Genomic DNA, 24021 nt, shown 5'->3' with positions numbered 1-24021 from the left:
CACTGGAGCTATGGAAAAGATCCCCGCACACACCGGCTGGACCTGGGTCAAACAGGGCTTTGTCCTGTTCAGAAAGCAACCGGCCGAGATCTCCACGCTGTTTCTGGCCTACATGTTCCTGATGCTGGCCCTGGGCATCATCCCGGTGCTCGGCCAGATGCTGCCGCTGATCCTGATCCCGCTGTTCTCGATGTCCTTCATGCAGGCCTGCGCCCAGATCGAGCGCGGTGAACGGGTGTTCCCCAACCTGCTGCTGGTGGGTTTCCGCAGTCCGGCGCGCAATACGCTGCTGAAACTGGGCCTGCTGTATCTGCTGATGGCGACCGTGGTGGTAGCGGCCTCAGCACTGGCCGATGGCGGCACCTTCTGGAAGGCCATGATGGGCGGTGGCCTGTCGGCCGATGAACTGCAAAGCGCCGCCGGCAGCATGCGTATGGCCATGCTGGTGGCGGCCGCCCTCTACGTGCCGGCGGCGATGGCCTTCTGGTATGCGGCACCGTTGATCATGTGGCAGCAGATGTCGCTGGGGAAGGCGCTGTTCTACAGCTTCTTCACGGTGCGCCGCGCCGGGGGGGCGTTCCTGGTCTATGGCTTTGCGTGGATCCTGATCGCCATCGTGGTGCCGACCGTGATCAGCATGGTCATCACGCTCCTGACCGGGAGCCTCACGGCGGTCTTCTTCATTCTGCTGCCGATCTCGATAATCCTGACAGTCATCATGTACTGTTCCTTCTATCCGACCTACACTAGCGTCTTCGGAAAGCCCCGCAGAGGATCCGACGGCCCGCCCAACGGAGACAATCCCGTCGCCTGACGTCTGATTCCCGTCAGGCAGGACCTGCGCCAGGCTGTCGTTGCCTGGCGCGTCGGGCAAGAAGCGTTTGCAAGGAAGGGGGGAACGCTGCCTGTCCTCCCGCCGCCCCGCCAGCTGGACTTTCCTTCACCACGCAGCTTCTCAGCACAGGGGATACAAGATGCGCATGAACATGCCCGTCACGGGGCAGGAACGCCTGCTCATCGATGGCAAGGCCATCGTTTCCAAGACCGATCTCAAGGGCAACATCACCTACGTCAATCCCTACTTCATCGAGATCAGCGGTTTCGAGGAAGCGGAATTGCTGGGCGCCCCGCAAAATCTCATCCGGCATCCCGACATGCCGGCTGAAGCCTTCGCCGACATGTGGGCCACCATCAAGGGCGGCCTGCCCTGGACCGGGCTGGTCAAGAATCGCAGCAAGAACGGCGACCATTACTGGGTACGCGCCAACGTCACGCCCATCCGCGAGAGCGGCCAGGTGGTCGGCTACATGTCGGTACGGACCAAGCCCGAGCGCGCGGCGGTAGAGGCCGCCGACAAGCTCTACGCCAGTATCCGCCGCGGCCAGGCCAAGGGCATTGCCCTGCATCGCGGGGAAGTGGTACGTACCGGGCTGGCGGGATGGCTGGGCAGGCTCGCGCGCATGCAGCTCAATACGCGGCTGAATCTGTCCATGGGCGTGATGCTGGCCATCCAGATCGCCGTGGTGCTGGCCGGCATGGTGGCGCTGCATCAATGGTGGATCAGTGCGCTGGCGGCAGTCGCAGCGCTGCTGTCCATCGTGCAGTGGATCGCCCTGCGCGCGGCCCTCATCAAGCCGTTGCAGCAGGCGCTGGACATCACCCACGCCATCACCGGTGGGGACCTCTCGGTGCGCATCGAGACCAGCCGCCATGATGAGCTGGGACGCCTGCTGGCCTCACTACGCCAGATGAACGTGAACCTGACGGCCATCATCGGCGACGTGCGCTCCAACGTCGAGACCATCAACCAGGCCACGCGCGAAATCGCCACCGGCAACACGGACCTCTCGCGCCGCACCGAACAGCAGGCGGCCAACCTGGAAGAAACCGCATCGAGCATGCACCAGCTCGCCTCTACCGTGCGCCAGAACGCCGACCACGCCGGCCAGGCCAATACGCTGGCGGGCACCGCCTCATCGATTGCCATGCGCGGTGGTGAGGCCGTGGCCAGCACGGGCAGGACGATGAACGAAATCAGTGAATCTTCCAACAAGATCGTGGACATCATCAGCCTGATCGACAGCATCGCCTTCCAGACCAACATCCTGGCGCTCAACGCCGCAGTGGAAGCGGCGCGCGCCGGGGAACAGGGACGCGGCTTTGCGGTGGTGGCTGCGGAAGTGCGCATGCTGGCGCAGCGCTCGGCGGCAGCGGCCAAGGAGATCAAGCAACTGATCGATGACTCGGTGGCCAAGGTGGAAGTGGGCAATCGCCAGGTCGAGCAGGCCAGCAGCACCATGCGCGACATCGTGGCCTCGGTGCAGCGGGTCTCGTCCATCATGGGCGAGATCAACGAAGCGACCCAGCAGCAGAGCGCCGGCATCAACCAGGTTCACGAAGCCATCACGCAGATGGATGCCAGTACCCAGCAGAATGCCTCGCTGGTGGAGGAAGCCGCCGCAACGGCCACCAGCCTGGAAGAGCAGACCATGCGGTTGTTGCAGGCGATCTCGGTGTTCAAGTTCCAGCGCAAATAAACGCGCAGGGGAAACCGCTCAACCGCCTTCGGCCTGCAATGGCGCAAACGGCGCATAGATGGCCCGATAACGTTGCAGGCGCACCTGCAAGGCCGTATGACGGGCCGCATCGGGCTGGTACTGCGCCTGCTGCGCCGGCTTGCGGCACACCTCGGCTTCCTCGCCGCCATCGGCCAGCCAGGCCAGGCGCGCGGCACCCAGCGCGCCACCGGCCTCGCTGCCGACATGGGTGACGATGCGCACCTGCAGCGCATCGGCCAGCAACTGTGCCCAATAGGGGCTGCGCGCCCCGCCGCCTACCAGCGACAGTTCGGCCACATCGGTGCCGGCCGCGCGCAAGGCATCCAGTCCATCGACCATGCCGAAGGCCACGCCTTCGAGTACGGCATAGCCGAGCGCGGCGCGCTGGTGCTCCGGCGTCAATCCATGGAAGACGCCGGTGGCATAAGGATCGTTGTGCGGCGTGCGCTCACCGGACAGGTAAGGCAGGAACAGCGGCGCATTGTTGCGCGCTTCCTCGTCGAGTTGTTCGATCTCGGCCAGCAGGCTCTTCTCATCGACCGAACACAAGCGGCAGAACCAGCGCAGGCAACTGGCCGCCGAGAGCATCACGCTCATCTGGTGCCAGCGCTGCGGCAGGGTATGACAGAAGGCGTGGATGGCCCGTCCCGGATTGGGACGGAAGCGGTCATTGACCACGAACAGCACACCGGAAGTGCCCAGCGAGAGGAAGCCATCCCCCGGCTTGACCGCACCGATGCCCACCGCACTGGCCGCGCCATCGCCGGCACCACCGGCCACGATCACATCCGCACGCAAGCCCCAGGCCTGCGCCACCGCAGGCAGCAGCGGGCCGGAGAGCGCACTGCCATCGACCAGCGCCGGCATCTGATCGCGCCGCATGCCGGACGCGGCCAGCAATTCGTCGGACCAGTTGCGGCCTTCCACATCCAGCCACAGCGTGCCAGCTGCATCCGAAGGGTCGGAGACCTTGCGCCCCGTCATCATGAAACGCAACCAGTCCTTGGGCAGCAGCACGGTGGCAATGCGCGCAAACAGCTGCGGCTCATGGCGCGCCACCCACATCAGCTTGGGCGCGGTGAAACCGGGCATGGCCAGGTTGCCGGCGATGCCGTGCAGACGCGGCGCACGACGTTCCAGCTCGGCGCATTCGGGCGCACTGCGCGAATCGCTCCAGAGGATGGCAGGACGCAATACCTCATCGTGCTCGTCCAGCAGCACGGCCCCATGCATCTGGCCCGACAGGCCGATGGCGCGGATGCTGCGGAATCGCTCGCTGCCGAGCTGCGCGCGCAGCTTGTCCACGGTCGCACAGGTGGCCTGCCACCAGTCGGCCGGGCTCTGCTCGGACCAGCGCGGATGCGGACGCGAGACGTTGAGCGTGCTGCCGGCCAATGCCACCAGCGCGCCCGCTTCATCGATCACCACCGCCTTGACCTCGGACGTACCCAGGTCGATCCCAAGATACATGGTGCTCCTCGTTATTCGTTATTGAACGGCAATTCTATGATGCCTGGGCCACAAACGCAGCCTCACTGCGGCTGCGCCAGCCACTGCTGCACGCGCCCATAGGCCGCGCGCACCAGCGCCACCAGCCGCGCATCGCCAGCCAGTTCGCCCCACAGCACGGCATCCGCGCAGAAGGCCTGCACCACGTCATCGGCGCCCAGCATGCGGCGCGCAGCGGCGGCGTCGAAGATGCCGTCCTGGTATTCGTAAGGCAGCTGACCAGCGGCCCAGCGCTGCAGGAACACCAGGAACAAGGCCGGCAGCATGGCAGTGGCTTGCGGATCGCGGCCGGCGGCCAGGCTCTCCTGCAAGGTCGGACGGATGAAGCCGGGGATCTTGGAATAGCCATCGGCGGCCACGCGCTGGTTGGTATCCTGGATGGCCGGATTGGAGAAGCGCGCCAGCGTCGTATCGCGGTAGGCCGCCAGATCGATGGGGCTGGGCGTGAGGCAGGGGATCACATCCTGCGTTACATAGTCATGCGCCATCTGGCGGATGTCGTCGCGCAGCGTGCCTTCGTGGATGTATTGCAGCCCGGCCAGCGTACCGGCCCAGGCGATGCAGCTGTGGCTGGCGTTGAGGATGCGGATCTTGGCTTCTTCATAGGGCAACACCGATTGCACCATCTCCACGCCGGCCGCTTCCAGGCGCGGGCGACCGGCCTTGAAGTCGTCTTCGATCACCCATTGGATGAAGGACTCGCCCATCAGGGCGCAGGGATCGTCGATACCTGTCTTTTCTTTCACACGGGCCGCAACCGCCGCTGTGGGGCGGGGGGTGATGCGGTCCACCATCGCATTGGGACTGCTGGTGTACGCCTCCATCCAGGCCACCAGTGCGCTCTCGCCGCGCAGCGTCAGGAACTGGCGCAGGCCGTCCCGGAAACGCTCGCCGTTGTGGCGCAGGTTGTCGCAGTTCAGCAGGGTCAGTGCCGCCTGCGGATGGGCCTGGCTGCGCGCGCGCAGGATGGCGGCGATGGCGCCGTAGATGGTGCGCGGCGCGCCGCTGCCATCGAGGGCACAGCGCAGGTCGTCGGCCAGGTCGGCGTTGCTGGTGTCTAGCTGGTAGTGGTGATCGAGGTAGTAGCCGCCTTCGGTCACGGTGAAGGAGATGATGCGGGTGCGTTCTTCGGCACCGGCGGCGATCAGTTGCGTGAGCCGTTCATCCCACGGCAGGATGCGGCCGATGGCGGCGATGCGCTGATAGCTGCGCTCGCCCTGGGGCGTGACGGTCTCCAGCGTGTACTGGCCCTGCTGGCGGGCCAGCGCTTCGAGCAGCGGACTCATGTCGGCGCGGATGTTGGCCAGCGCCAGTTGCCAGCGGCGGTCGACGCCGCTCTCGCGCAGCGCATTCAGGTAGACCGCCTGGTGGGCGCGGTGGAAAGAGCCGGCGCCGATGTGCAGCCAGGTCAGGCTGTCGGCGGCGTCCTGGTCGATGGAGGTGGCGGTGCGGGTCATGCCTGGTCCTTGTCGATGAGGTGAAGATGCGGAGGAATCAATGCGGGCGCTGTGCCGCCACGCCCGACGCCAGGCGCGGCAAGGCCTGACCGTCGGCACCGAACAGATGGCAGCGCGCCGGATCGGCGGCCAGCGGCAAGACGCTGCCGTGCGGCGGATCCAGACTGTCGGGCACGCGCAGGATCAGCGCATCCTCGCTGCCTTCGCAGGCGGCATACAGGTAAGAGAAATCCCCCAGCAGCTCCAGTGCCGTACAACGCGCCTGCAATGCGGCCTGCCCTTGCGCGATGTTGAGATGTTCGGGCCGCACGCCCAGCGTGACCTTCTGGCCGACCTGCAACGCACTGCCATCAACGGCAGCCCATTGAAGACCGCCACCGGGCAATTGCACCTGCACGCCATCGGCCTGCACGGCGGCCACGGTGCCGTCGATGAAGTTCATCTTGGGCGAACCGATGAAGCCGGCCACGAAGCGATTGGCCGGATGGTGATAGAGCTGCTGGGGCGAGCCGACCTGTTCGATGCGGCCCTCGGAGAGCACCACGATCTTGTCGGCCAGGGTCATGGCTTCGATCTGGTCGTGGGTGACGTAGATCATGGTGGTCTTGAGCTCATCATGCAGCTTGGCGAATTCCAGCCGCATCTTCACGCGCAGCGCGGCATCGAGATTCGACAGCGGCTCGTCGAAGAGGAACACGCTGGGCTGGCGCGTGATGGCGCGGCCGATGGCCACGCGCTGGCGCTGGCCGCCGGAGAGCGCACGGGGCTTGCGGTCCAGCAGGTGATCGATGTGCAGGATTTTCGCGGCATGCTGAACGGCGGCATCGATCTCGGCCTTGGACTTGCCGGCGATCTTGAGGCCAAAGGCCATATTGTCGTACAGGCTCATGTGCGGATACAGCGCATAGGACTGGAACACCATCGCCACGCCGCGCTTGGAAGCGGGCACCTCGTTCATGCGGCGCGCGCCGATGTCGAGATCGCCATCGCTGATCTCTTCCAGCCCGGCGATCATGCGCAGCAAGGTCGACTTGCCGCAGCCCGAGGGGCCGACAAAGACGACGAATTCGCCGTCTTCGATTTCCAGATTAATGTCGCGCATGACTTCGTTGTCGTCATAACGCTTGGCCAGGTTCCTGATGCTCACGGCTGCCATGGGGTTCTCCTCGTTCTCTTGTAGGGGGACTGCGCGCTGCCTGCTCAGCGCAGCCAGATCAATTCACTCACCAGTTGCGGAAACTGCTGCATGTCCTCGAAGACGTGGTGCGCGCCGGCGTCCTTGAGCTTGCGCGCCATCGCCTTGCGGTCATGCGCCACGCCGGTGAAGCCCAGCACATGCATGCCAGCCGCCACGGCTGCGCGCACGCCGGTCACGCTGTCATCCACCGCCACGCAGCGCGCCGGATCGACACCGAAGCCGGCAGCGGCGGCGAGATACACATCCGGGGCCGGCTTGGGATGGGCCACGTCATGACCGCTGTAGATGCGGCCGGCGAATTGCGGATACAGGCCGCAGCGGCGCAGACCGGCTTCGATGCGCGGCACGTCGCTGTTGCTGGCCACTGCGCGCGGCAGGCGGATCGCCTGCAAGGCTTCGGCGATACCCGGCACCGGCTGCGCCTGCTCGCCGCAGGCCAGGGCCACGGTCTGGTGGATGCGCTCGGCCTGGGCCGCATCCAGCCCCAGTTCGAATTCCATATCGACTTCGCCCAGCAGGATGTCGGTGTACATCCCGAGACGATGGGCGATGGCGCTATGCAGGGCGTGGCTGCGCTGCGCTTCCTGCGCTTCATCGTCGGCCCCGCTCCAGGCGGGCAGCAGCGGCAAAAGTTCACGATGCAACACGCGCAGGGCGATGCTTTCGCTGTCGAGCAGCACGCCGTCGCAGTCGCAGATCAGATGGGTAATCGCGGGCCGCGCCGTCATCACTTCACCGCCCCGAAGGTCAGGCCCCGCACCAGCTGCTTCTGCGCCAGCCAGCCCAGCGCCATGATGGGCGCGATCGCCAGCAGCGACGCGGCCGACAGCTTGGCCCAGAACAGGCCTTCCGGATTGGAGTACGAAGCGATGAAGACCGTCAGCGGCGCGGCATTCACGCTGGTGAGGTTCAGGCTCCAGAAGGCCTCGTTCCAGGACAGGATGATCAGCAGCAAGGCGGTCGATGCCAGGCCCGGCATGGCGGTGGGCAGCAGCAGGTACAGCATTTCCTGCCAGGCGTTGGCGCCATCGATGCGCGCCGCTTCGAGGATTTCCTTGGGCACGTCATTGAAGTAGGTGAAGGCCATCCACACCGCGATGGGCAGGTTGATGAGCGTATAGATGATGGTCAAGCCGGTGACCGTATCGAGCATGCCGGTGTTCTTGGCCAGCAGATAGATGGGGATCAGCACGCCCACGGCCGGCATCATCTTGGTGGAGAGCATCCACAGCAGCAGCTTCTGCGTGCGGCCGGTCGGGAAGAAGGCCATCGAGTAAGCAGCCGGCACCGCCAACAGCAATGAGAGCAGCGTCGAGCCCAGCGAGACGATCAGCGAATTCTGCACATAGCCCAGGTAATGGCTGCGACTGAAGACTTCGCGGAAGGTGTCCAGCGTCGGCAGGAAGATCAGCGAGGGCGTATAGGCCTGGGATTCGGTCTTGAAGGCCGTCACCGCCACCCAGAAGATGGGGAAGAACAGCACGATGGCGCAGGCCCAGCCCAGCAGCGCCACCCACAGGGGGCTTTTCTTTGGATCGCTCATTTTTCGTTGACTCCCTTGAGGTTCCTGGCCAGCATGCGCACCAGGAAGAACGAGACGATGTTGGCCAGCACCACCGCAAAGATGCCGCCCGCCGACGCGATGCCGATATCGAACTGTTGCAGGCCAATCGAATAGACCAGGAAGGTCAGGTTGGTGGTGGCCGTGCCGGGACCGCCTGCCGTGGTCGTGAAGATTTCAGCGAACACCGACAGCAGGAAGATGGTCTCGATCATGATGACCACCGTGATGGCGCGCTTCAGGTGCGGCAGCACGATGTAGAAGAAGATGCGCACCGGCCCTGCGCCATCGAGCTGGGCGGCTTCCTTCTGGTCGGTATCGAGCGACTGCAGCGCGGTCAGCAGAATCAGGAAGGCGAACGGAATCCACTGCCACGCGACAATGATGATGACCGACAGCATCGGATACTCGGCCAGCCAGTCGATGGGTTCCAGTCCGAGATGGCGCATCACGTAGGCGAGGATGCCGTAGACCGGATGCATGATCATGTTCTTCCAGATCAGCGCGGCTACCGTCGGCATCACGAAGAAGGGACCGATGACCAGCAGGCGCGCAATGCCGCGTCCGCGGAAAGGCTGGTCGAACAGCACCGCCAGCAGGGTGCCGCCGATCACGCTGATGGCCAGCACCGAACCGATCAGGAGCGCCGTGTTGCCGATGGAGGGCCAGAAGGCCGGGTCCTGCAGCAGGAAGACATAATTTTCCAGACCGACGAAACCGGTCTGGTCGGGCGCCATCAGGTTGTAGCGATTGACCGAAAAATAGATGGTCATCGCCAGCGGTACGATCATCCAGGCCAGCAGGATCAGTACCGAAGGCGTCTGCATCAGGCGGATGGGATTGAAGCGCTCCTTGCGCGGCGCACTGTTGCGCTGCGTTCGCGCAGCGGGCTGGGAGGAACTCTGCATCATCGGTGAGGTGGACGACACCTGGGTGGAGTGGAGCGTGGACATGGCGGCCTCGGCATATCTGTGCGGCCGCCGCGCCAACAAATTGCGGGCGGCCGGGAGGACGGCGCGGATGAAGATCGACATGCAGGCATGCCGATCACATCGCGCAGGGGGCATGCATCGCTATGCATGCCAGGGATAGACAGCGCTTACTTGATGTAGCGGCCCTGACGCATCATCCGCACCGCCTGTGCCTGGGCGGCATCCAGCGCCGCATCCGCACTGGTCTTGCCAGCCAGCGCACCGGCGATGGCCTGGCCGGTCACGGTGCCGATCGACTGGAACTCGGGGATGGTGGCGAACTGCACGCCGGTATAGGGCACCGGTTTCAGAGTCGGCTTGTTGGCGTCGGCAGTCTGGATCGCATCGAGCACGAAGTCGGAGAAGGGCGAGACCTTCTTGTACTCGGCCGAAGCATAGGTCGAATTGCGCGTACCCGGCGGCACCAGCGCCCAGCCCGAATCCTTTGCCACCAGGTTGATGTATTCCTTGGAGGTGGCCCAGGCGGCGAACTTCTTGGCGGCTTCCTGCGACTTGGAGGACTTCGGCACGGCCAGCGACCAGATCCACAACCAGTGCGAACCCTTGTCGGTCACCTGCTGCGGCGCGGGCGCGAAGGCGGTCTTGTCGGCCACCTTGGAATCCTTGCCGTGATAGAGCATGCCGGCGGCCACCGTGGCATCGACCCACATGCCGCACTTGCCGCTGGAGAACAGCACCAGGTTTTCATTGAAGCCGTTGGAGCTGGCTCCCGGCGGGCCGTATTTGCGCATCAGGTCGACATAGAAGTTGACCGATTTCTTCCACTCCGGCGAAGACAGCTGCGGCTGCCACTGCTCATCGAACCAGCGGCCACCCCAGGCATTGGCCATGGTGGTGATGATGGCCATGTTCTCGCCCCAGCCGGCGCGGCCGCGCAGGCAGATGCCGTAGACACCCTTGGCCGGGTCATGCAGTTGCGCGGCCAGCCTGGCGACTTCGTCCCAGGTCGGATGCTGCGGCATGGTCAGCTTCTTCTGCTCGAAGAGATCCTTGCGGTAGTAGGTCATCGAGCTTTCGGCGTAGAACGGCAGCGCATAGAGCTTGCCGTCGACCGTCAGTCCTTCGCGCACCGGCTTGATGAGGTCGGCTTCATCATAGTCCGCCGGCAGGCCGCTCATCGGTGCCAGCCAGCCCTTCTTGGCCCAGATCGGCGCTTCATACGCACCGATGGTCATCAGGTCGAACTGGCCGCTGTTGGTGGCGATGTCGGTGGTCAGGCGCTGGCGCAGCACGCTCTCTTCCATGGTCACCCAGCGCAGCTTGATGTCGGGATTGGCCTTCTCGAACGCCGGTGCCAGCTTCTGCAGTTCGATCATGTCGGGATTGTTGATGGACGCGATGTTCAGCGTCACCGGCTCGGCTTGCGCCAGGCCGGCCGCAAACAGGGCCGAGACGGCCGCAGCGGCCAGGGTGAAGCGAAGGCGGGTGAAGCCGGACGCACGGGTGCGCACGAGTTTGGACATGCTGGTCTCCGAATGTTATGTGCCCTCCTGCACGTTCTTCCTGGGTGGCAACGGCCGGTGAGGCCCGTGCACACATGCAGGGGAAGGCGGTTTTCGTGAACGACTTTTTGAGCAAATATTATTTTATGGGCAAATATTCATCGATTCTCGAATTTGTGTCAAGCATTTGCTTTTTGATTGAGCAATTGCCCAAGCTTGGCAATAATGAAGTGGGCAACAAGCCGTAAAATGTCGACCCATCGGGGATTGACGACCATCAGCCACAATCAACCACAATCAATTTCAAGGACAGCACAAGCCCGCGCCCGCCAGCGCGGCCGGGCCGGCTGGCAAGGAGAACATGTCTAGCAGCGCCTCCAAACTGGACCTGGCCGCCCGCGCCGCGTGGATGTACTACGTGGCCGGCAACACCCAGAACGAAATCGCCGAACGGCTAGGTATCTCGCGCCAGATGGCGCAACGCATGGTGGCCTATGCGGCCGATGCCAACCTGGTCAGGGTGCAGATCACCCATCCGGTCTCGTCCTGCCTGGAACTGGCGCAGGGCCTGCAGGAGCGTTACGGGCTGGAAGTCTGCCGGGTAGTGCCGGGCGCTGGCGGTGCGGACAATCCCAACGAATCGCAGGAAGTGCAGCAGATGCTGGCCGTGGCCGGCGCCGAAGTGATGGAGCAATACCTCAGTTCGGAGGCACCGCTGGTGGTCAACGTCGGCTCGGGCCGCACGCTCAAGGCGGCCATCGAGCGCCTGTCGGAACTGGAGCGCCCGCAACACCAGATCGTCTCGATGATTGGCGCCTTCGCCTCCGACGGTTCGGCCAACCGCTACGATGTAGCCCTGCAGGCGGCCGAAAAACTGGGCGCGCGCTTCTACCTGCTGCCCGCCCCGCGCGTGGCCGAAAGCGAACGCGACCGCCAGCAATGGTGCAACCACCGCGCCTACAAGATCGTGACCGGCCTGGCCGAGCGCGCCGATGTGACCTTCCTCGGCATCGGCACCATCGCCCTGCAGGGTGCGATGCACGAAGACGGTTTCATCGACGATGAGGAAGTGGCCGACCTGCAGCGCCAGGGTGCCATCGGTGAAATGATCTGCCACGCCTTTGACGTCGACGGTGCCATGCTGCCCTCGTCGCTGGCGGCCCGTGTGACCACGCCGCCGCTGGCACAGCAGCCGCAGCGGCCGGTGATCGCCTTTTCCGGCGGCAGCAAGAAGGCCGATGCCGTGCGCGCAGCCCTGCGCGGCGGCTGGCTGACCGGCCTGGTCACCGATGAAACCTGCGCACGCCACGCCTTGCAGGATTGAACCGATTACGCCTTCCCTCCCTCACACAACGACAAACCCACGGAGACCAGCATGACCCAGAGCGCCGCATTCGTCGTCTTCGGCGAAGCCCTGACCGATTTCATCCGCCAGCCTGACGGCCAGTGGCGCGCCATTCCCGGCGGCGCCTGCTGGAACGTGGCGCGCGCCGCCGCCCGCCTGGGCGTGCCCACCGGCTATGCCGGCAGCGTCAGCACCGATGTCTTCGGCGCCGAGCTGTACGCCCTCACCGAAGCGGCCGGGCTGGACATGCGCTTCACCCAGCAGCACGCCAAGGCACCGCTGCTGGCCATGGTGACCTCGACCACGCCGCCCGATTATTTCTTCATCGGCGACGACAGCGCCGACCTGCATTTCGACCCGCAACGCCTGCCGGCCGGCTGGATGGACGAGGCCCGCGTGCTGCACTTCGGCTGCATCAGCCTGGCCCGCGAACCGCTGGCCTCGCGCCTCTTGCAGATCGCACAGGAAGCCGCGCTGCGCAACAAGAAGATCGCCTTCGATCCCAACTGGCGCAAGCTCATGGACAGCCCGTCCTATCGCATCCTGTTGCAGCAGTTGCTGTCGCTGTCGCATTACGTGAAGGTGTCCGACGAAGACCTGGAGCGTCTCTTCCCCGGTGACGGCAATGCGCTGGCCACCTTGCAATCGCTGGCCCCGCAGGCGGAGATCCTCTACACCCTGGGTGCCAGGGGCATGCAGTGGATCAAGGGGCAGCAGTTCATCGACCAGCCGGCCTATCGCGTCGATGTCGTCGATACGGTCGGCTGCGGCGACGCCTCCATGGGCGGCTGGATCGCAAGCCAGCTGCGCCAGCCGGAGGCACCGGCGCAGGTCCACCTGCAATGCGCGGCAGCCGGCGCGGCCATTGCGGCCTCCAAGGCCGGTGCCTATGCCGCCACCTGGGACGAAGTGCAGGCCATGATCGAACACGGCTGAATCGGCAAGAGCGCGACGGCGCTTGTCGGCGCGTCGTCCACTGCCTAGAATGCGGCATGCACTCCGTCCCCTCAGTCCATGAAAAAATCCACCGAACAAGCTGTCACGATCTCCGACTCGCAACAGAGCGCCCCCCTGTCGCCCGCGCAACGACGCTTCAACGATCTCATCGCCAAGATCAAAACACGGCGCGCACGACTCCTGGAATGGGACAAAAGCTCCTCGGACTTTCATAAGAAGTATGCAGAGCAATTCATTCCACTAGACCAGGAATTGCGTGAACTCCACATCCAGTCCATCCATCGCCTGCATGAAGCTTGGTCGCAAAAAGGGCTGACCAAGGGTGAGCGGGTGACGCTCTCGGAGATCATTGCCGATATGGCTTTCGCCACGCTTCGCCATACCGACGATATCGAATTGAAACTGATCTATAACCAGCACAGCGGCTCGGACTACGATGGCGAAGCAAGAGCCGACCTCGACGATATGAAGCAAGCGATGGAGGAAGCGCTGGATATGGATCTGGGGGACGAACTCGACGGCGCCTCGCCAGAGGAGATGATGGAAAAGCTGCAAGCCGTCCTCGATGAAAAGGAGCGCCAATATCTCGCTGCCGAGCAGGCCCGGGAAGAAGCCAGGCGCGCCAGCCGCAAGAAGTCGGCCCGCCAGCAGGCAGCAGAAACAAAGAAGGAAGCCGAACGCACCGAATTGAGCAAGTCCATCCGCGAGGTCTATCGCAAGCTCGCCAGCGCCTTGCACCCTGACCGCGAGCCCGACGCCAGCGAGCGTGAGCGCAAGACCATGCTGATGCAGCAAGTCAATCAGGCCTACGAGAAAAACGATCTGCTCAGATTGCTCGAACTACAGCTCGAACTGGAGCACATCGATCAGCATGCCCTCAACGGCATCCACGAAGAACGTCTGGTCCACTACAACCAGATCCTGAAGGAGCAACTGGGCGAGCTCGATCAGGAAATTCGTCATGTCGAAATGCACTTCAAACAGTCGTTCGGCCTCTCACCCCATGCGCGCGTCAATCCAGCCATGATCGTGCGCAACCTGAACAAGGACCTGACCGTGATGCGAGAGGAGCGACAGCATGTGCGAAGCCAGCTGGCTGACTTCGGCGATGTCCAGCACATCAAGCTGTGGCTCAAGCATGCCAAACGTCAACGCGCCCGCCTGTGGGATGAGGACGGGCTTTATTGACGCTCTCTGCGGCACTTGCTCAGATCTTGTCCAGCTTGGCCACCGACAGATCGAGCAACTTCATGCCGAACTTGCCGAAGTTGATCTGCGCCCGCGCCGCGCCGCCACCACCTTCGATGTTGACGATGACACCCTCGCCGAACTTGGCGTGCGACACGTTCTGGCCGATGCGCCAGCCGGAATCGGTCTGGCGCGTGAAGCTCTGGGCGATCCTGTTGTTGCCCGCTTCCGGCACTTCATCCCAGGCCGACTTGGGGTTGGCGAACCAGTGATGCTGGGCGATCTTGGGTGAGAGCCACTTGATCGACTGCTCCGGCATTTCATCGAAGAAGCGTGAGCGCATGTTGTAGCGCGTCTGGCCGTGCAGCATGCGGGTCTGCGAGAAGGTCATGAAGAGGCGCTTCCTCGCGCGCGTGATGGCCACGTACATCAGGCGGCGCTCTTCTTCCACACCGCCTTCTTCCTTGGCGCTGTTTTCATGCGGGAACAATCCCTCTTCCATGCCGGTGATGAAGACCGCATCGAACTCCAGCCCCTTGGCCGAGTGCACCGTCATCAATTGCAAGGCATCCTGGCCGGCCTGCGCCTGGTTGTCGCCCGCCTCCAGCGAGGCATGCGAGAGGAAGGCCGACAGCGGCGACATGATGGTCACCAGCGGCGCATCGGCATCGAGCACTTCCACGCCATCGGCGGTGGTGATGGCCGTGCCGGCCGAGGCCTGCGCCTGCGGGCCGAGGAAGGCCGGCGCATCGAGGCCATAGCCCTCTTCCGAGACGAAGAGCGTGGCCGCACTGACCAGCTGCTCCAGGTTCTCGATGCGGTCTGCGCCTTCCTTTTCGTTGCGGTAGTGGGTCATCAGGCCGGACAGGTCCAGCACCACCTTGACCATCTCCGGCAGCGGCAGATGCTGGGTCTCGAAGCGCGCGCCTTCGATCAGCTTGATGAAGGCGTTCAGCGACGAACCGGCCTTGCCCGCCACGTAAGGAACGGCTGCATAGAGCGAGCAACCGTACTGGCGCGCCGCATCCTGCAAGGATTCCATGGCCTTGGCGCCAATGCCGCGCGTGGGGAAATTGACCACGCGCAGGAAGGCCGAATCATTGTGCAGGTTGTCCATCAACTGCAGGTACGCAATCGCGTGCTTGATTTCGGCGCGCTCGAAGAAGCGCTGGCCGCCATAGACGCGATAGGGAATGGCCGAGCTGAACAGCGCATGTTCCAGCACCCGCGACTGCGCATTGGAACGATAGAGGATGGCGATCTCGCTGCGCGCCCAGCCTTCGGCGATCAGATCCTTGACCTGCTCAATGATCCACTGCGCTTCCTGCAGATCGCTGGTGGCTTCATAGACGCGCACCTGCTCGCCGTGGCCGGCATCGGTGCGCAGGTTCTTGCCCAGGCGCTTGCTGTTGTTGGCGATCAGTTCGTTGGCGGTGTCGAGGATGTGGCCGTGCGAACGATAGTTCTGCTCCAGCTTGATCAGGTTCTGGACATGGAATTCCTGCTCGAAGGCCTGCATGTTACCCACGTTGGCGCCACGGAAGGCGTAGATGCTCTGGTCATCGTCGCCCACCGCAAAGACGGCATTGTGCTGGCCGGCCATGAGTTTCAACCATTTGTATTGCAGGTCGTTGGTGTCCTGGAACTCATCGACCAGGATGTGACGGAAGCGGCTCTGGTAGTGCTCGCGCAGCGGCTGGTTGCGCGAGAGCAATTCATAGGTGCGCAAGAGCAGCTCGGCAAAATCCACCACGCCTTCGCGCTGGCACTGCTGGTCGTAGAGCTCGTAGAGTTCGACGAACTTGCGGTTGTAGTCGTCGTAGGCATCCACATCCTTGGCGCGCAGACCCTGGTCCTTGGCGCTGTTGATGAAGTACATCAGGTTGCGCGGCGGGTATTTCTCATCGTCCACGTTCATCTGCTTCAACAGGCGCTTGATGGCCGAGAGCTGGTCTTGCGTATCCAGGATCTGGAAGGTCTGCGGCAGGCCGGCATCCTTGTGATGCGCGCGCAGCAGGCGATTGCACAGTCCGTGGAAAGTCCCGATCCACATGCCGCGCGTATTGATGGGCAGCATGCCCGAGAGGCGCGCGGTCATTTCCTTGGCGGCCTTGTTGGTGAAGGTCACCGCGAGGATGCCCGCAGGCGAGACCTGCCCGGTCTGGATCAGCCAGGCGATGCGGGTAGTCAGCACACGGGTCTTGCCGGAACCGGCACCGGCCAGGATCAGCGCCGATTGCGCGGGCAGCGTCACGGCGGCGAGCTGCTCTTCGTTGAGGTTGTGGAGAAGATTTTGCATCCCGCGATTATAAAGGGCGCGTGCCATGACCGGGCGAGCAGGCGCAGCGCTATACTGCGGGGGCTTTGATTTATCCACAGCCGTTTTCAGCCCACGACTCTTTCACCCATGCGCCACCTGCCTTCCGCCGCCCTCCCCGCTCTCATCGCCCTGCTGCTCACCGCCTGCGCCACGCCGCCACCGGCCACGCGCAGCGACGTCGAACAATTGCTGACGCTGCAAAAGGCCCGCCTGGACGTGGCGGCCCCGGTGGCGCGCAGCAAGTGGAACTCGCATGCGCCCATCGATGACCCGGCGCGTGAAGGCGTGATCCTGGACGACGTATCCGCCCGTGCGCAGAAACTGGGCCTCGATGCCACGTGGACGCGCCGCTTCTTCCAGGACCAGTTCGAGGCTGGCAAGATCGTGCAGCGCGACCTGCATCGCCAGTGGCGCGTCGAGCAACGCCCGCCCTTCGCCAATCCGCCCGACCTGGCCCTGCAGGTGCGCCCGGTGCTGGACCGCCTCACGCCTGACCTGCTCAACGCCCTGGCCCGCCTCAACGGACACTGGTGCGAACCCGGCGTGCAGCGCGACCTGGCCGAGCTGGAACCGGAAATCCTCGGCGCCGACTATGCACCGGCCGTGCGCGAGCGGGCTGTCGAGGCCCTGCGTTGCGAGCGCTGAGTTGAAGCATTAGGGCAACATTACGTCGCACAAATACGACTAAGTTGCTGAATTGACAGGCAAAAATCTTTTGCTGTCCTGCAGCAATTTTAGGGCGGGAGTAAAATTCGGTCTGGCTGTTCACGTGCACATCCGCGCGCGCGGCCTCCCATGCCGGCCTGCGGTTCAGTTTCGCACTCCGGCTTCACATTCCGATTTCCCCGCCATGTCCGACGATTCCTGTAGTCCCAGTTCATCCGGCACGCCCGTGCCGCGCGCCCCATCACGTCCGCTCACGCCGGTCAAGGTGACCCGGCAGATCATCGCCACCGCCCTGTTCACCTTCCTGGTCTATCTGGCCATCGGCATCCCGATGGCGGTGCTGCCGGGCTACATCCACCTGGACCTGGGCTATAGCTCGGTGATCGCCGGACTGGGCATCAGCGTGCAGTACTTCGCCACCTTCGTCAGCCGCGCCAATGCCGGCCGCATGATCGACACCATGGGTGCCAAGCACACCGTCATGCGCGGCATGCTGCTGTGCTCGGCCAGCGGCGGCATGCTGCTGCTCTCGGCGCTGGCGCAGCCGCTGCCCTTGCTCTCGCTGGTGCTGCTGTTTGCCAGTCGCGGCTTGCTGGGCCTGGGCGAGAGCCTGGTCGGTACCGGCGCCATCATGTGGGGCGTGGGCCGCGTAGGTTCGGAAAACACCGCCAAGATGATTTCCTGGAACGGCATCGCCACCTATGCCGCGCTGGCCATCGGCGCCCCGCTGGGCGTGGTGCTGGACCGCTCGCTGGGCTTTGCCATGATCGGCCTGACGGGCATGCTGCTGACCGTGCTGGGTTACGTACTGGCCCGCGGCGGTCCGGTCACGCCGGTGGTGCAGGGCGAGCAGCTGTCCTTCAAGCTGGTGCTGCGCAAGGTCTTCGCCTATGGCATGGGCCTGGCGTTCGGCACCATCGGTTTTGGTTCGATCGCCACCTTCATCACCCTGTATTACGCCGACCTGCACTGGAGCGGCGCGGCCTTCGCGCTGACCGCCTTCTCCAGCGCCTTCGTCGGGGCGCGCCTGCTGTTTGCCGATTCGATTACGCGCTTCGGTGGCTATCGCGTGGCCGTGATCTGCTTCCTGACCGAGGCCGTCGGCCTGCTGCTGCTGTGGAGCGCCACCACGCCCGCACTGGCGTTGCTGGGTGCGGGCCTGGCCGGTTTCGGCTTTGCGCTGGTGTTCCCCTCGCTGGGGGTGGAAGCGGTCAATCTGGTATCGCCAGCCAATCGCGGTGCGGCGCTGGCGGCGTACTCCGTGTTCCTCGACCTGGCGCTGGGCATCACGGGCCCGCTGGCCGGTGCCATTGCAGGACAGCTCGGGTATGCGCAGGTATTCCTGTTCGCGGCCATTGCCGCTATCGGTGGGGTGGCCTTGTCGCTGTCCTTGTATCGCAGCGCGCAGCAGGCCGCAAAGCCTTGATCTGCTTACGTCAGAAGCGCACGAACATGGGGCCGATAGATTTTTGTCTATCGGCCCCATTGATTTATAACTGTGCATTTATCGGAAAAATCGATTGAAATACGGAACGCAGTCCTCACTCTCTTAACAATAATTGCGTAGTCGCAGTTTGTCCGTTTGCGATTTGCAATAGAATCGCGGAGTTGCGCAGTGTTATGTACCCCGCTTACGAACAACCGAACAGCTAAGGAGCGAATGATGGCAAAGAAGAATGTGGCAGCCCCCTCGATCAACATCGGCATCAACGACAAGGACCGCAAGAAGATTGCCGACGGCCTGTCCAAGCTGCTGGCCGACACCTACACCCTGTACCTGAAGACCCACAACTTCCACTGGAACGTGACCGGTCCGATGTTCAACACCCTGCATCTGATGTTTGAAGGCCAGTACAACGAACTGGCGCTGGCAGTGGACCTGATCGCTGAACGCATCCGCGCGCTGGGTTATCCGGCACCGGGTTCGTACAAGGAATTCGCCAAGCTGTCCTCGATCCCCGAAGCCGATGGCGTGCCCAACGCGCAAGAGATGATCGCCCAGCTGGTGGCCGGCCAGGAAGCCGTGACCCGCACCGCACGTTCGATCTTCCCGACCGTGGATGCGGCGGCCGATGAACCGACCGCCGACCTGCTGACCCAGCGCATGCAGCTGCATGAAAAGAATGCGTGGATGCTGCGCAGCCTGCTGGAAGGCTGATGATCGCCGGGCCTTGGCCCAATCAAAAATGCCGTTCACTCGAACGGCATTTTTTTTGCGAGCCGTTCGGATTGCCTGCCTCAGCGATAGAGATCAGCCAACTCCCGCGTCTTGCGCTCAGCCACGGGCACCAGATACACACTGCTGATGACGGCCACCATGTCCGCCCCCTGCTCCACCAGCGGCGGCGCGTTCTCCAGCGTGATGCCGCCGATCACCACCACCGGCAAGGGGATCTCGCGCTTGGATTGGGCGATGATTTCCGGTGCGGTCCGGAAATCATATTTTTTGACGCGCGAGGGATAGAAGCCGCCGAAGGCCACATAGCTTGCGCCGTCGCGATGCGCCGCATGCGCCAGTTCCAGCGTGCCGTAGCAGGAGGCACCGACGATGCGGTCCGGCCCGACCGCTTTGCGCACTTCAGCGATGGACGCATCGGTACCACCCACATGGACGCCATCGGCGCCAATCTCCAGGCACAGGTCCACGTGATCGTTGATGATCAGCGGCACATCATATTGGTGGCACAGCGCCAGCAGCGCCGAAGCCTGCGCAAGTCGCTGCCCGGCACTGGCGCTCTTGTGTCGGTACTGCACCAGCGCGGCACCATTTTTCAGCGCCAGCTCAGTCGCAGCCATCAATTGGGACAGATCATCCCAATCGGGTGTGACGATATAAAGGCCGCGCAGATGCTTTGCATACTCGGGTTTCATGTCATGCTCCTGCCGCAACGGCGGCATCTATAACGGGTTCAAAGGCAGGCACGCGATTGGGGATGCGCTGCCCTTCGGCAATCGCATAGGACGTCGACAGCGCATGCTGCGTGTACTGCTGCGCCAGCTCGATGGCCTCGCGCATGGGCAGGCCGCGTGCCAGGCAGGCCGACAGGGCGGCCGCCAGCGTGCAACCGCTGCCGTGGAATTCATCGCTCAGGCGGGGCCAGCACCAGCGCGCGCTTTCGATGGCCTCTTCGGCAAACTCGGAACGGAGCAATTGTCCGTACCAGCGATTGATCACATCCTGCTCCTGCGGACCATGGCCGCCCTTGAGCAGCACATGCGCACATCCGCGCTTCATCAGCAGGGCCGCCTGCCGCGCCGGTTCCACATCACCGCAGAGGCGCCGCGCCTCGTTGAGGTTGGGAGTGATGACGGTAGCCAGTTCGTAGAGCGGTTCGATCACGCGCGCGGCATCGTCGCGCGAGAGCTGGTCGCCCTTGCCATTGGCCAGCACGGGATCGAGTACCACCGGCAATTGCGGATCACGTGCGCGCAACTGACGAATCAATCCGGCGATCACTTCAGCATTCTCGTGACTGCCGGCGATGCCCAGCTTGACCGCAGCGATGTCGAAGCGATCGATCAGAACCTGGGCCTGATGCCGCACCAGTTCCGGATCGAGCGCATGCACGGCGAAGACGCTGACGTTATCCTGCACGGTCAATGCAGTGGGCACCGACAAGGGATGGCAGCCCAGCGCCGTGATGGCAGGGATATCAGCCTGCATGCCGGCCCCGCCGCTGGGGTCGGAGCCGGAGAAGACCAGCACGCAGGGTGGCGTGGCGCGATAGGCGGCCTGCATCGTCACGCCACGCGCCCGGCCATCGGCGAGGACGGCGAGGCAGCAAACTTGCGCGCGATGCGCCCGGCCAGGAAAGCTTCGCGGCCCGCTTCCACCGCCAGCTTCATGGCACGTGCCATGCGAATCGGATCGCGTGCACCAGCGATGGCGGTGTTCATCAGCACGCCATCACAGCCCAGTTCCATCGCAATGGCTGCATCGGATGCGGTGCCCACGCCGGCATCGACCAGCACCGGCACGCGCGCCTGTTCGATGATGAGCGAGAGATTCCAGGGGTTCAGAATGCCCATGCCCGAGCCGATCAGCGAGGCCAGCGGCATGACGGCGGCCACACCCAGGTCTTCCAGCATGCGCGCCTGAATCGGATCGTCGCTGCAATAGACCATCACGTCGAAGCCATCCTTGACCAGGGTCTCGGCGGCTTTGAGCGTTTCGGGCATGTTGGGGAAGAGCGTCTTTTCATCGCCCAGCACTTCCAGCTTGACCAGCTTGTGACCACCCAGCAGTTCGCGCGCCAGTTGCAGCGTGTAGACCGCATCGGCGGCGTTGTAGCAGCCGGCGGTGTTGGGCAGGATGGTGAATTCGGAAGGCGGCACCGCATCCAGCAGGCTGGGTGCATTCGGGTCCTGGCCGATGTTGACGCGGCGGATCGCCACCGTGATGATCTCGGCGCCGCTGGCGACAGTCGCCGCGCGGGTTTCGTCGAGGTCCTTGTACTTGCCGCTGCCCACCAGCAGGCGCGAGCGATAGGTCTTGCCGGCGATGGTCAGGCCCTTGTCGTCATTGACGAGCGGGGCGTCGTTCATGTTCATGTCGATTCCTTGTCTTTGAGAGCTGCGTGCCATGGGGTGCGGCCGCTGGCGGCACTCGCGCGCCGCAGCGGAACACTCTTTCATCCGCCCCCGATGGCGCGCACTACGTCTACCTTGTCGGCCTCGGCCAGCGCGCGCGAGGGCCATTGCGCACTGGGCACCACCTGGCGGTTGACCGCCACGGCCACTGCCTTGCCGGCCAATGACAGGCCGGCAATGAGCTGGTCCAGCGTGGCGCCGTCAGGCAGCGGATGCGGCTTGCCGTTCAGTTCGATCTGCATGGCGCTTACTGCTTCGAATAGATCTCGGCGCCCATCTTGACGAACTCGACCGATTTCACCTGCATGCCCTGCTTCAAGGCGTCGATCTCGGAGATGCCTTCCTTGGCCGCGTAATCACGCACTTCCTGGGTGATCTTCATGGAACAGAAATGCGGGCCGCACATGGAGCAGAAATGCGCCACCTTGGCCGAATCCTTGGGCAGGGTTTCGTCGTGGAATTCGCGTGCCTTGTCCGGGTCCAGGCCGATGTTGAACTGGTCTTCCCAACGGAACTCGAAGCGCGCCTTGGACAAGGCGTTGTCGCGGATCTGCGCGCCCGGATGGCCCTTGGCCAGGTCGGCGGCGTGAGCGGCGATCTTGTAGGTGATGATGCCGTCCTTCACATCGGTCTTGTTGGGCAGGCCCAGGTGTTCCTTGGGCGTGACGTAGCACAGCATGGCCGTGCCGTACCAGCCGATCTGCGCGGCACCGATGCCGGAGGTGATGTGGTCGTAGCCGGGAGCGATGTCGGTGGTCAAGGGGCCGAGGGTGTAGAACGGCGCTTCGTGGCACTGCTCCAGCTGCAGATCCATGTTCTCCTTGATGAGATGCATGGGCACGTGGCCGGGGCCTTCGATCATTACCTGCACATCGTGCTTCCAGGCGATCCGGGTCAGTTCGCCCAGGGTGCGCAGCTCGCCCAGTTGCGCTTCGTCGTTGGCGTCGTAGATGGAACCGGGACGCAGGCCGTCGCCCAGGCTGAAGCTGACGTCATAGGCCTTCATGATTTCGCAGATCTCTTCGAAGTGTTCGTAGAGGAAGGATTCGCGGTGATGCGCCAGGCACCACTTGGCCATGATGGAGCCGCCGCGCGAGACGATGCCGGTCATGCGCTTGGCGGTCAGCGGCACGTATTGCAGGCGCACGCCGGCGTGGATGGTGAAGTAGTCCACGCCCTGCTCGGCTTGCTCGATCAAGGTATCGCGGAAGATTTCCCAGGTCAGGTCTTCGGCCTTGCCGTTGACCTTTTCCAGGGCCTGGTAGATGGGCACGGTGCCAATCGGTACCGGCGAATTGCGGATGATCCATTCACGGGTTTCGTGGATGTTCTTGCCGGTGGACAGATCCATCACGTTATCGCCACCCCAGCGGATGGCCCAGGTCATCTTTTCCACTTCTTCGCCGATGGAGGAGGTCACCGCCGAGTTGCCGATGTTGGCGTTGATCTTGACCAGGAAATTGCGGCCGATGATCATCGGTTCGACTTCCGGGTGGTTGATGTTGGCGGGGATGATGGCGCGGCCGCGTGCCACTTCGTCACGCACGAATTCCGGCGTGATCTCGGCGGGAATCGAAGCGCCGAAAGACTGGCCGGGATGCTGGCGGCCCATCAGGTCGGCCAGCTTGTTGCCCATGGGGCCGGAGGCTTTGAGTTGATCCAGGTACTCCTTGCGGCGCAGGTTTTCGCGGATGGCGATGAATTCCATCTCCGGCGTGATGATGCCCTGACGCGCATAGTGCATCTGGGTGACGTTGGCGCCCGCCTTGGCGCGGCGCGGCTTGCGGTGCAGGTTGAAGCGCAGCTCGGCCAGGGCCGGGTCGTTCAGGCGCTGCTGACCGTATTCGGAGGTGGGGCCGGGCAGTTCTTCGGTATCGTTGCGCTCCAGGATCCACGGCAGGCGCGGCGTGGCGAGGCCGGCGCGGATATCGATCTTCACGTCCGGGTCGGTGTAAGGGCCGGAGGTGTCGTAGACGTAGATGGGCGGGTTCTTTTCCGAACCGAACATGGCGGGCGTGTCGGCCTGGCTGATCTCGCGCATGGGCACGCGGATGTCCGGGCGCGAGCCGGTCACGTAGATCTTGCGGGAATTCGGCAGAGGCTGGACGGCGGCCTCGTCGACGGTGGCCGTCGCGGACAGGAATTTCGGGTTGGCATTCATTTCGGCTCCTTTGCTTGATGACTCTTGGCTCGGAGCCAGCAAAGGAGGTTGCGGAAGAGGACGAACGGCGTGGAGGT

Annotated in this window: 20 protein-coding genes and 1 pseudogene; 8 read left to right on the top strand and 13 right to left on the bottom strand. The window is 63.8% G+C overall.

The annotated features are described in order from the left end of the window. The first annotated feature begins 10 nt into the window (after nt 1–10). Nucleotides 11–814, top strand: a complete 804-nt coding sequence (locus AACH55_RS02160) for a BPSS1780 family membrane protein (RefSeq protein ID WP_338717763.1) — start codon at nt 11–13, stop codon at nt 812–814. 160 nt (nt 815–974) lie between these two features. Next, nucleotides 975–2537, top strand: a complete 1563-nt coding sequence (locus AACH55_RS02155) for a methyl-accepting chemotaxis protein (protein WP_338717762.1) — start codon at nt 975–977, stop codon at nt 2535–2537. A gap of 18 nt (nt 2538–2555) precedes the next feature. Here AACH55_RS02155 and xylB read toward each other — a convergent pair whose 3' ends face one another. The 7 genes and pseudogenes from xylB to AACH55_RS02120 form a co-directional block, all read right to left on the bottom strand. After that, nucleotides 2556–4028 carry a xylulokinase gene (gene xylB, locus AACH55_RS02150; RefSeq protein WP_338717761.1) on the bottom strand — a complete coding sequence of 491 codons (1473 nt, stop codon included), beginning with the start codon at nt 4026–4028 and terminating at the stop codon, nt 2556–2558. A gap of 62 nt (nt 4029–4090) precedes the next feature. Beyond that, the gene (gene dalD, locus AACH55_RS02145; protein WP_338717760.1) at nt 4091–5524 is read right to left on the bottom strand and encodes a D-arabinitol 4-dehydrogenase; all 1434 of its coding nucleotides are present in this window, start codon (nt 5522–5524) and stop codon (nt 4091–4093) included. 37 nt (nt 5525–5561) lie between these two features. Further along, nucleotides 5562–6680, bottom strand: a complete 1119-nt coding sequence (gene ugpC, locus AACH55_RS02140) for a sn-glycerol-3-phosphate ABC transporter ATP-binding protein UgpC (RefSeq protein WP_338717759.1) — start codon at nt 6678–6680, stop codon at nt 5562–5564. A 44-nt stretch (nt 6681–6724) separates the two neighbouring features. Beyond that, nucleotides 6725–7450 carry an HAD-IA family hydrolase gene (locus tag AACH55_RS02135; RefSeq protein WP_338717758.1) on the bottom strand — a complete coding sequence of 242 codons (726 nt, stop codon included), beginning with the start codon at nt 7448–7450 and terminating at the stop codon, nt 6725–6727. After that, nucleotides 7450–8229: pseudogene (locus AACH55_RS02130) on the bottom strand (carbohydrate ABC transporter permease); the annotation flags it as partial. The pseudogene AACH55_RS02130 and the gene AACH55_RS02135, both read right to left, overlap by 1 nt. 32 nt (nt 8230–8261) lie before the next feature. Next, nucleotides 8262–9236: a sugar ABC transporter permease gene (locus AACH55_RS02125; protein WP_338717756.1), complete on the bottom strand. Its 975-nt coding sequence runs from the start codon at nt 9234–9236 to the stop codon at nt 8262–8264. A gap of 146 nt (nt 9237–9382) precedes the next feature. Continuing rightward, nucleotides 9383–10738 carry a sugar ABC transporter substrate-binding protein gene (locus tag AACH55_RS02120; protein ID WP_338717755.1) on the bottom strand — a complete coding sequence of 452 codons (1356 nt, stop codon included), beginning with the start codon at nt 10736–10738 and terminating at the stop codon, nt 9383–9385. A gap of 340 nt (nt 10739–11078) precedes the next feature. On the opposite strand from AACH55_RS02120, the gene AACH55_RS02115 reads away from it, so the two are divergent. The 3 genes from AACH55_RS02115 (at nt 11079) to AACH55_RS02105 (ending at nt 14207) form a co-directional block, all read left to right on the top strand. Next, nucleotides 11079–12041, top strand: a complete 963-nt coding sequence (locus AACH55_RS02115; RefSeq protein WP_338717754.1) for a sugar-binding transcriptional regulator — start codon at nt 11079–11081, stop codon at nt 12039–12041. A 51-nt stretch (nt 12042–12092) separates the two neighbouring features. Then, complete coding sequence (locus AACH55_RS02110; protein ID WP_338717753.1) at nt 12093–12998, top strand: carbohydrate kinase; 906 nt, start codon at nt 12093–12095, stop codon at nt 12996–12998. Between the two features lie 78 nt (nt 12999–13076). Beyond that, nucleotides 13077–14207 (top strand): molecular chaperone DnaJ, encoded by a 1131-nt coding sequence (locus tag AACH55_RS02105; protein ID WP_338717752.1) that lies wholly within the window; start codon nt 13077–13079, stop codon nt 14205–14207. Between the two features lie 19 nt (nt 14208–14226). On the opposite strand, the gene AACH55_RS02100 is transcribed toward AACH55_RS02105, so the two are convergent. After that, a complete protein-coding gene (locus AACH55_RS02100; protein WP_338717751.1) occupies nt 14227–16506 on the bottom strand; it encodes a UvrD-helicase domain-containing protein in 2280 nt (759 codons plus the stop codon). Between the two features lie 108 nt (nt 16507–16614). On the opposite strand from AACH55_RS02100, the gene aroQ reads away from it, so the two are divergent. The 3 genes from aroQ (at nt 16615) to AACH55_RS02085 (ending at nt 19351) form a co-directional block, all read left to right on the top strand. Beyond that, entirely contained in the window at nt 16615–17172 is a 558-nt protein-coding gene (gene aroQ / locus AACH55_RS02095) for a gamma subclass chorismate mutase AroQ (protein WP_338717750.1), read from the top strand. Between the two features lie 205 nt (nt 17173–17377). Beyond that, nucleotides 17378–18619, top strand: a complete 1242-nt coding sequence (locus AACH55_RS02090) for an MFS transporter (RefSeq protein WP_338717749.1) — start codon at nt 17378–17380, stop codon at nt 18617–18619. Nucleotides 18620–18856: 237 nt separating this feature from the next. Beyond that, nucleotides 18857–19351 carry a Dps family protein gene (locus tag AACH55_RS02085; RefSeq protein WP_013232475.1) on the top strand — a complete coding sequence of 165 codons (495 nt, stop codon included), beginning with the start codon at nt 18857–18859 and terminating at the stop codon, nt 19349–19351. 80 nt (nt 19352–19431) lie between these two features. On the opposite strand, the gene thiE is transcribed toward AACH55_RS02085, so the two are convergent. From thiE to thiC, 5 genes are all read right to left on the bottom strand, one after another. Beyond that, on the bottom strand, nt 19432–20064 hold the full coding sequence (gene thiE / locus AACH55_RS02080) for a thiamine phosphate synthase (protein WP_338717748.1): 633 nt from the start codon (nt 20062–20064) through the stop codon (nt 19432–19434). A 1-nt stretch (nt 20065) separates the two neighbouring features. Beyond that, nucleotides 20066–20932 (bottom strand): hydroxymethylpyrimidine/phosphomethylpyrimidine kinase, encoded by an 867-nt coding sequence (locus AACH55_RS02075; RefSeq protein ID WP_338720143.1) that lies wholly within the window; start codon nt 20930–20932, stop codon nt 20066–20068. A 2-nt stretch (nt 20933–20934) separates the two neighbouring features. Continuing rightward, nucleotides 20935–21744, bottom strand: coding sequence for a thiazole synthase (locus tag AACH55_RS02070; protein WP_338717747.1), 810 nt, complete (start codon nt 21742–21744; stop codon nt 20935–20937). Between the two features lie 80 nt (nt 21745–21824). Further along, a complete protein-coding gene (thiS, locus tag AACH55_RS02065; protein ID WP_338717746.1) occupies nt 21825–22025 on the bottom strand; it encodes a sulfur carrier protein ThiS in 201 nt (66 codons plus the stop codon). A gap of 5 nt (nt 22026–22030) precedes the next feature. After that, complete coding sequence (thiC, locus tag AACH55_RS02060; protein ID WP_338717745.1) at nt 22031–23944, bottom strand: phosphomethylpyrimidine synthase ThiC; 1914 nt, start codon at nt 23942–23944, stop codon at nt 22031–22033. Nucleotides 23945–24021: the final 77 nt, after the last annotated feature.

This window comes from Herbaspirillum sp. DW155 (genome assembly GCF_037076565.1).
Lineage (GTDB): Bacteria > Pseudomonadota > Gammaproteobacteria > Burkholderiales > Burkholderiaceae_D > Herbaspirillum.
This window is presented reverse-complemented; position numbering and strand designations above follow the sequence as displayed.

Coding starts and splice junctions, on each gene's coding strand:
- AACH55_RS02125 (WP_338717756.1), bottom strand. CDS start 9,236: ATGTCCACGCTCCACTCCACCCAGGTGTCGTCCACCTCACCGATGATG.
- AACH55_RS02075 (WP_338720143.1), bottom strand. CDS start 20,932: ATGCAGGCCGCCTATCGCGCCACGCCACCCTGCGTGCTGGTCTTCTCC.
- aroQ (WP_338717750.1), top strand. CDS start 16,615: ATGCGCCACCTGCCTTCCGCCGCCCTCCCCGCTCTCATCGCCCTGCTG.
- xylB (WP_338717761.1), bottom strand. CDS start 4,028: ATGTATCTTGGGATCGACCTGGGTACGTCCGAGGTCAAGGCGGTGGTG.
- AACH55_RS02105 (WP_338717752.1), top strand. CDS start 13,077: ATGAAAAAATCCACCGAACAAGCTGTCACGATCTCCGACTCGCAACAG.
- dalD (WP_338717760.1), bottom strand. CDS start 5,524: ATGACCCGCACCGCCACCTCCATCGACCAGGACGCCGCCGACAGCCTG.
- AACH55_RS02070 (WP_338717747.1), bottom strand. CDS start 21,744: ATGAACATGAACGACGCCCCGCTCGTCAATGACGACAAGGGCCTGACC.
- thiC (WP_338717745.1), bottom strand. CDS start 23,944: ATGAATGCCAACCCGAAATTCCTGTCCGCGACGGCCACCGTCGACGAG.
- AACH55_RS02160 (WP_338717763.1), top strand. CDS start 11: ATGGAAAAGATCCCCGCACACACCGGCTGGACCTGGGTCAAACAGGGC.
- ugpC (WP_338717759.1), bottom strand. CDS start 6,680: ATGGCAGCCGTGAGCATCAGGAACCTGGCCAAGCGTTATGACGACAAC.
- AACH55_RS02090 (WP_338717749.1), top strand. CDS start 17,378: ATGTCCGACGATTCCTGTAGTCCCAGTTCATCCGGCACGCCCGTGCCG.
- thiE (WP_338717748.1), bottom strand. CDS start 20,064: ATGAAACCCGAGTATGCAAAGCATCTGCGCGGCCTTTATATCGTCACA.
- AACH55_RS02155 (WP_338717762.1), top strand. CDS start 975: ATGCGCATGAACATGCCCGTCACGGGGCAGGAACGCCTGCTCATCGAT.
- AACH55_RS02085 (WP_013232475.1), top strand. CDS start 18,857: ATGGCAAAGAAGAATGTGGCAGCCCCCTCGATCAACATCGGCATCAAC.
- AACH55_RS02100 (WP_338717751.1), bottom strand. CDS start 16,506: ATGCAAAATCTTCTCCACAACCTCAACGAAGAGCAGCTCGCCGCCGTG.
- AACH55_RS02110 (WP_338717753.1), top strand. CDS start 12,093: ATGACCCAGAGCGCCGCATTCGTCGTCTTCGGCGAAGCCCTGACCGAT.
- AACH55_RS02120 (WP_338717755.1), bottom strand. CDS start 10,738: ATGTCCAAACTCGTGCGCACCCGTGCGTCCGGCTTCACCCGCCTTCGC.
- thiS (WP_338717746.1), bottom strand. CDS start 22,025: ATGCAGATCGAACTGAACGGCAAGCCGCATCCGCTGCCTGACGGCGCC.
- AACH55_RS02115 (WP_338717754.1), top strand. CDS start 11,079: ATGTCTAGCAGCGCCTCCAAACTGGACCTGGCCGCCCGCGCCGCGTGG.
- AACH55_RS02135 (WP_338717758.1), bottom strand. CDS start 7,450: ATGACGGCGCGGCCCGCGATTACCCATCTGATCTGCGACTGCGACGGC.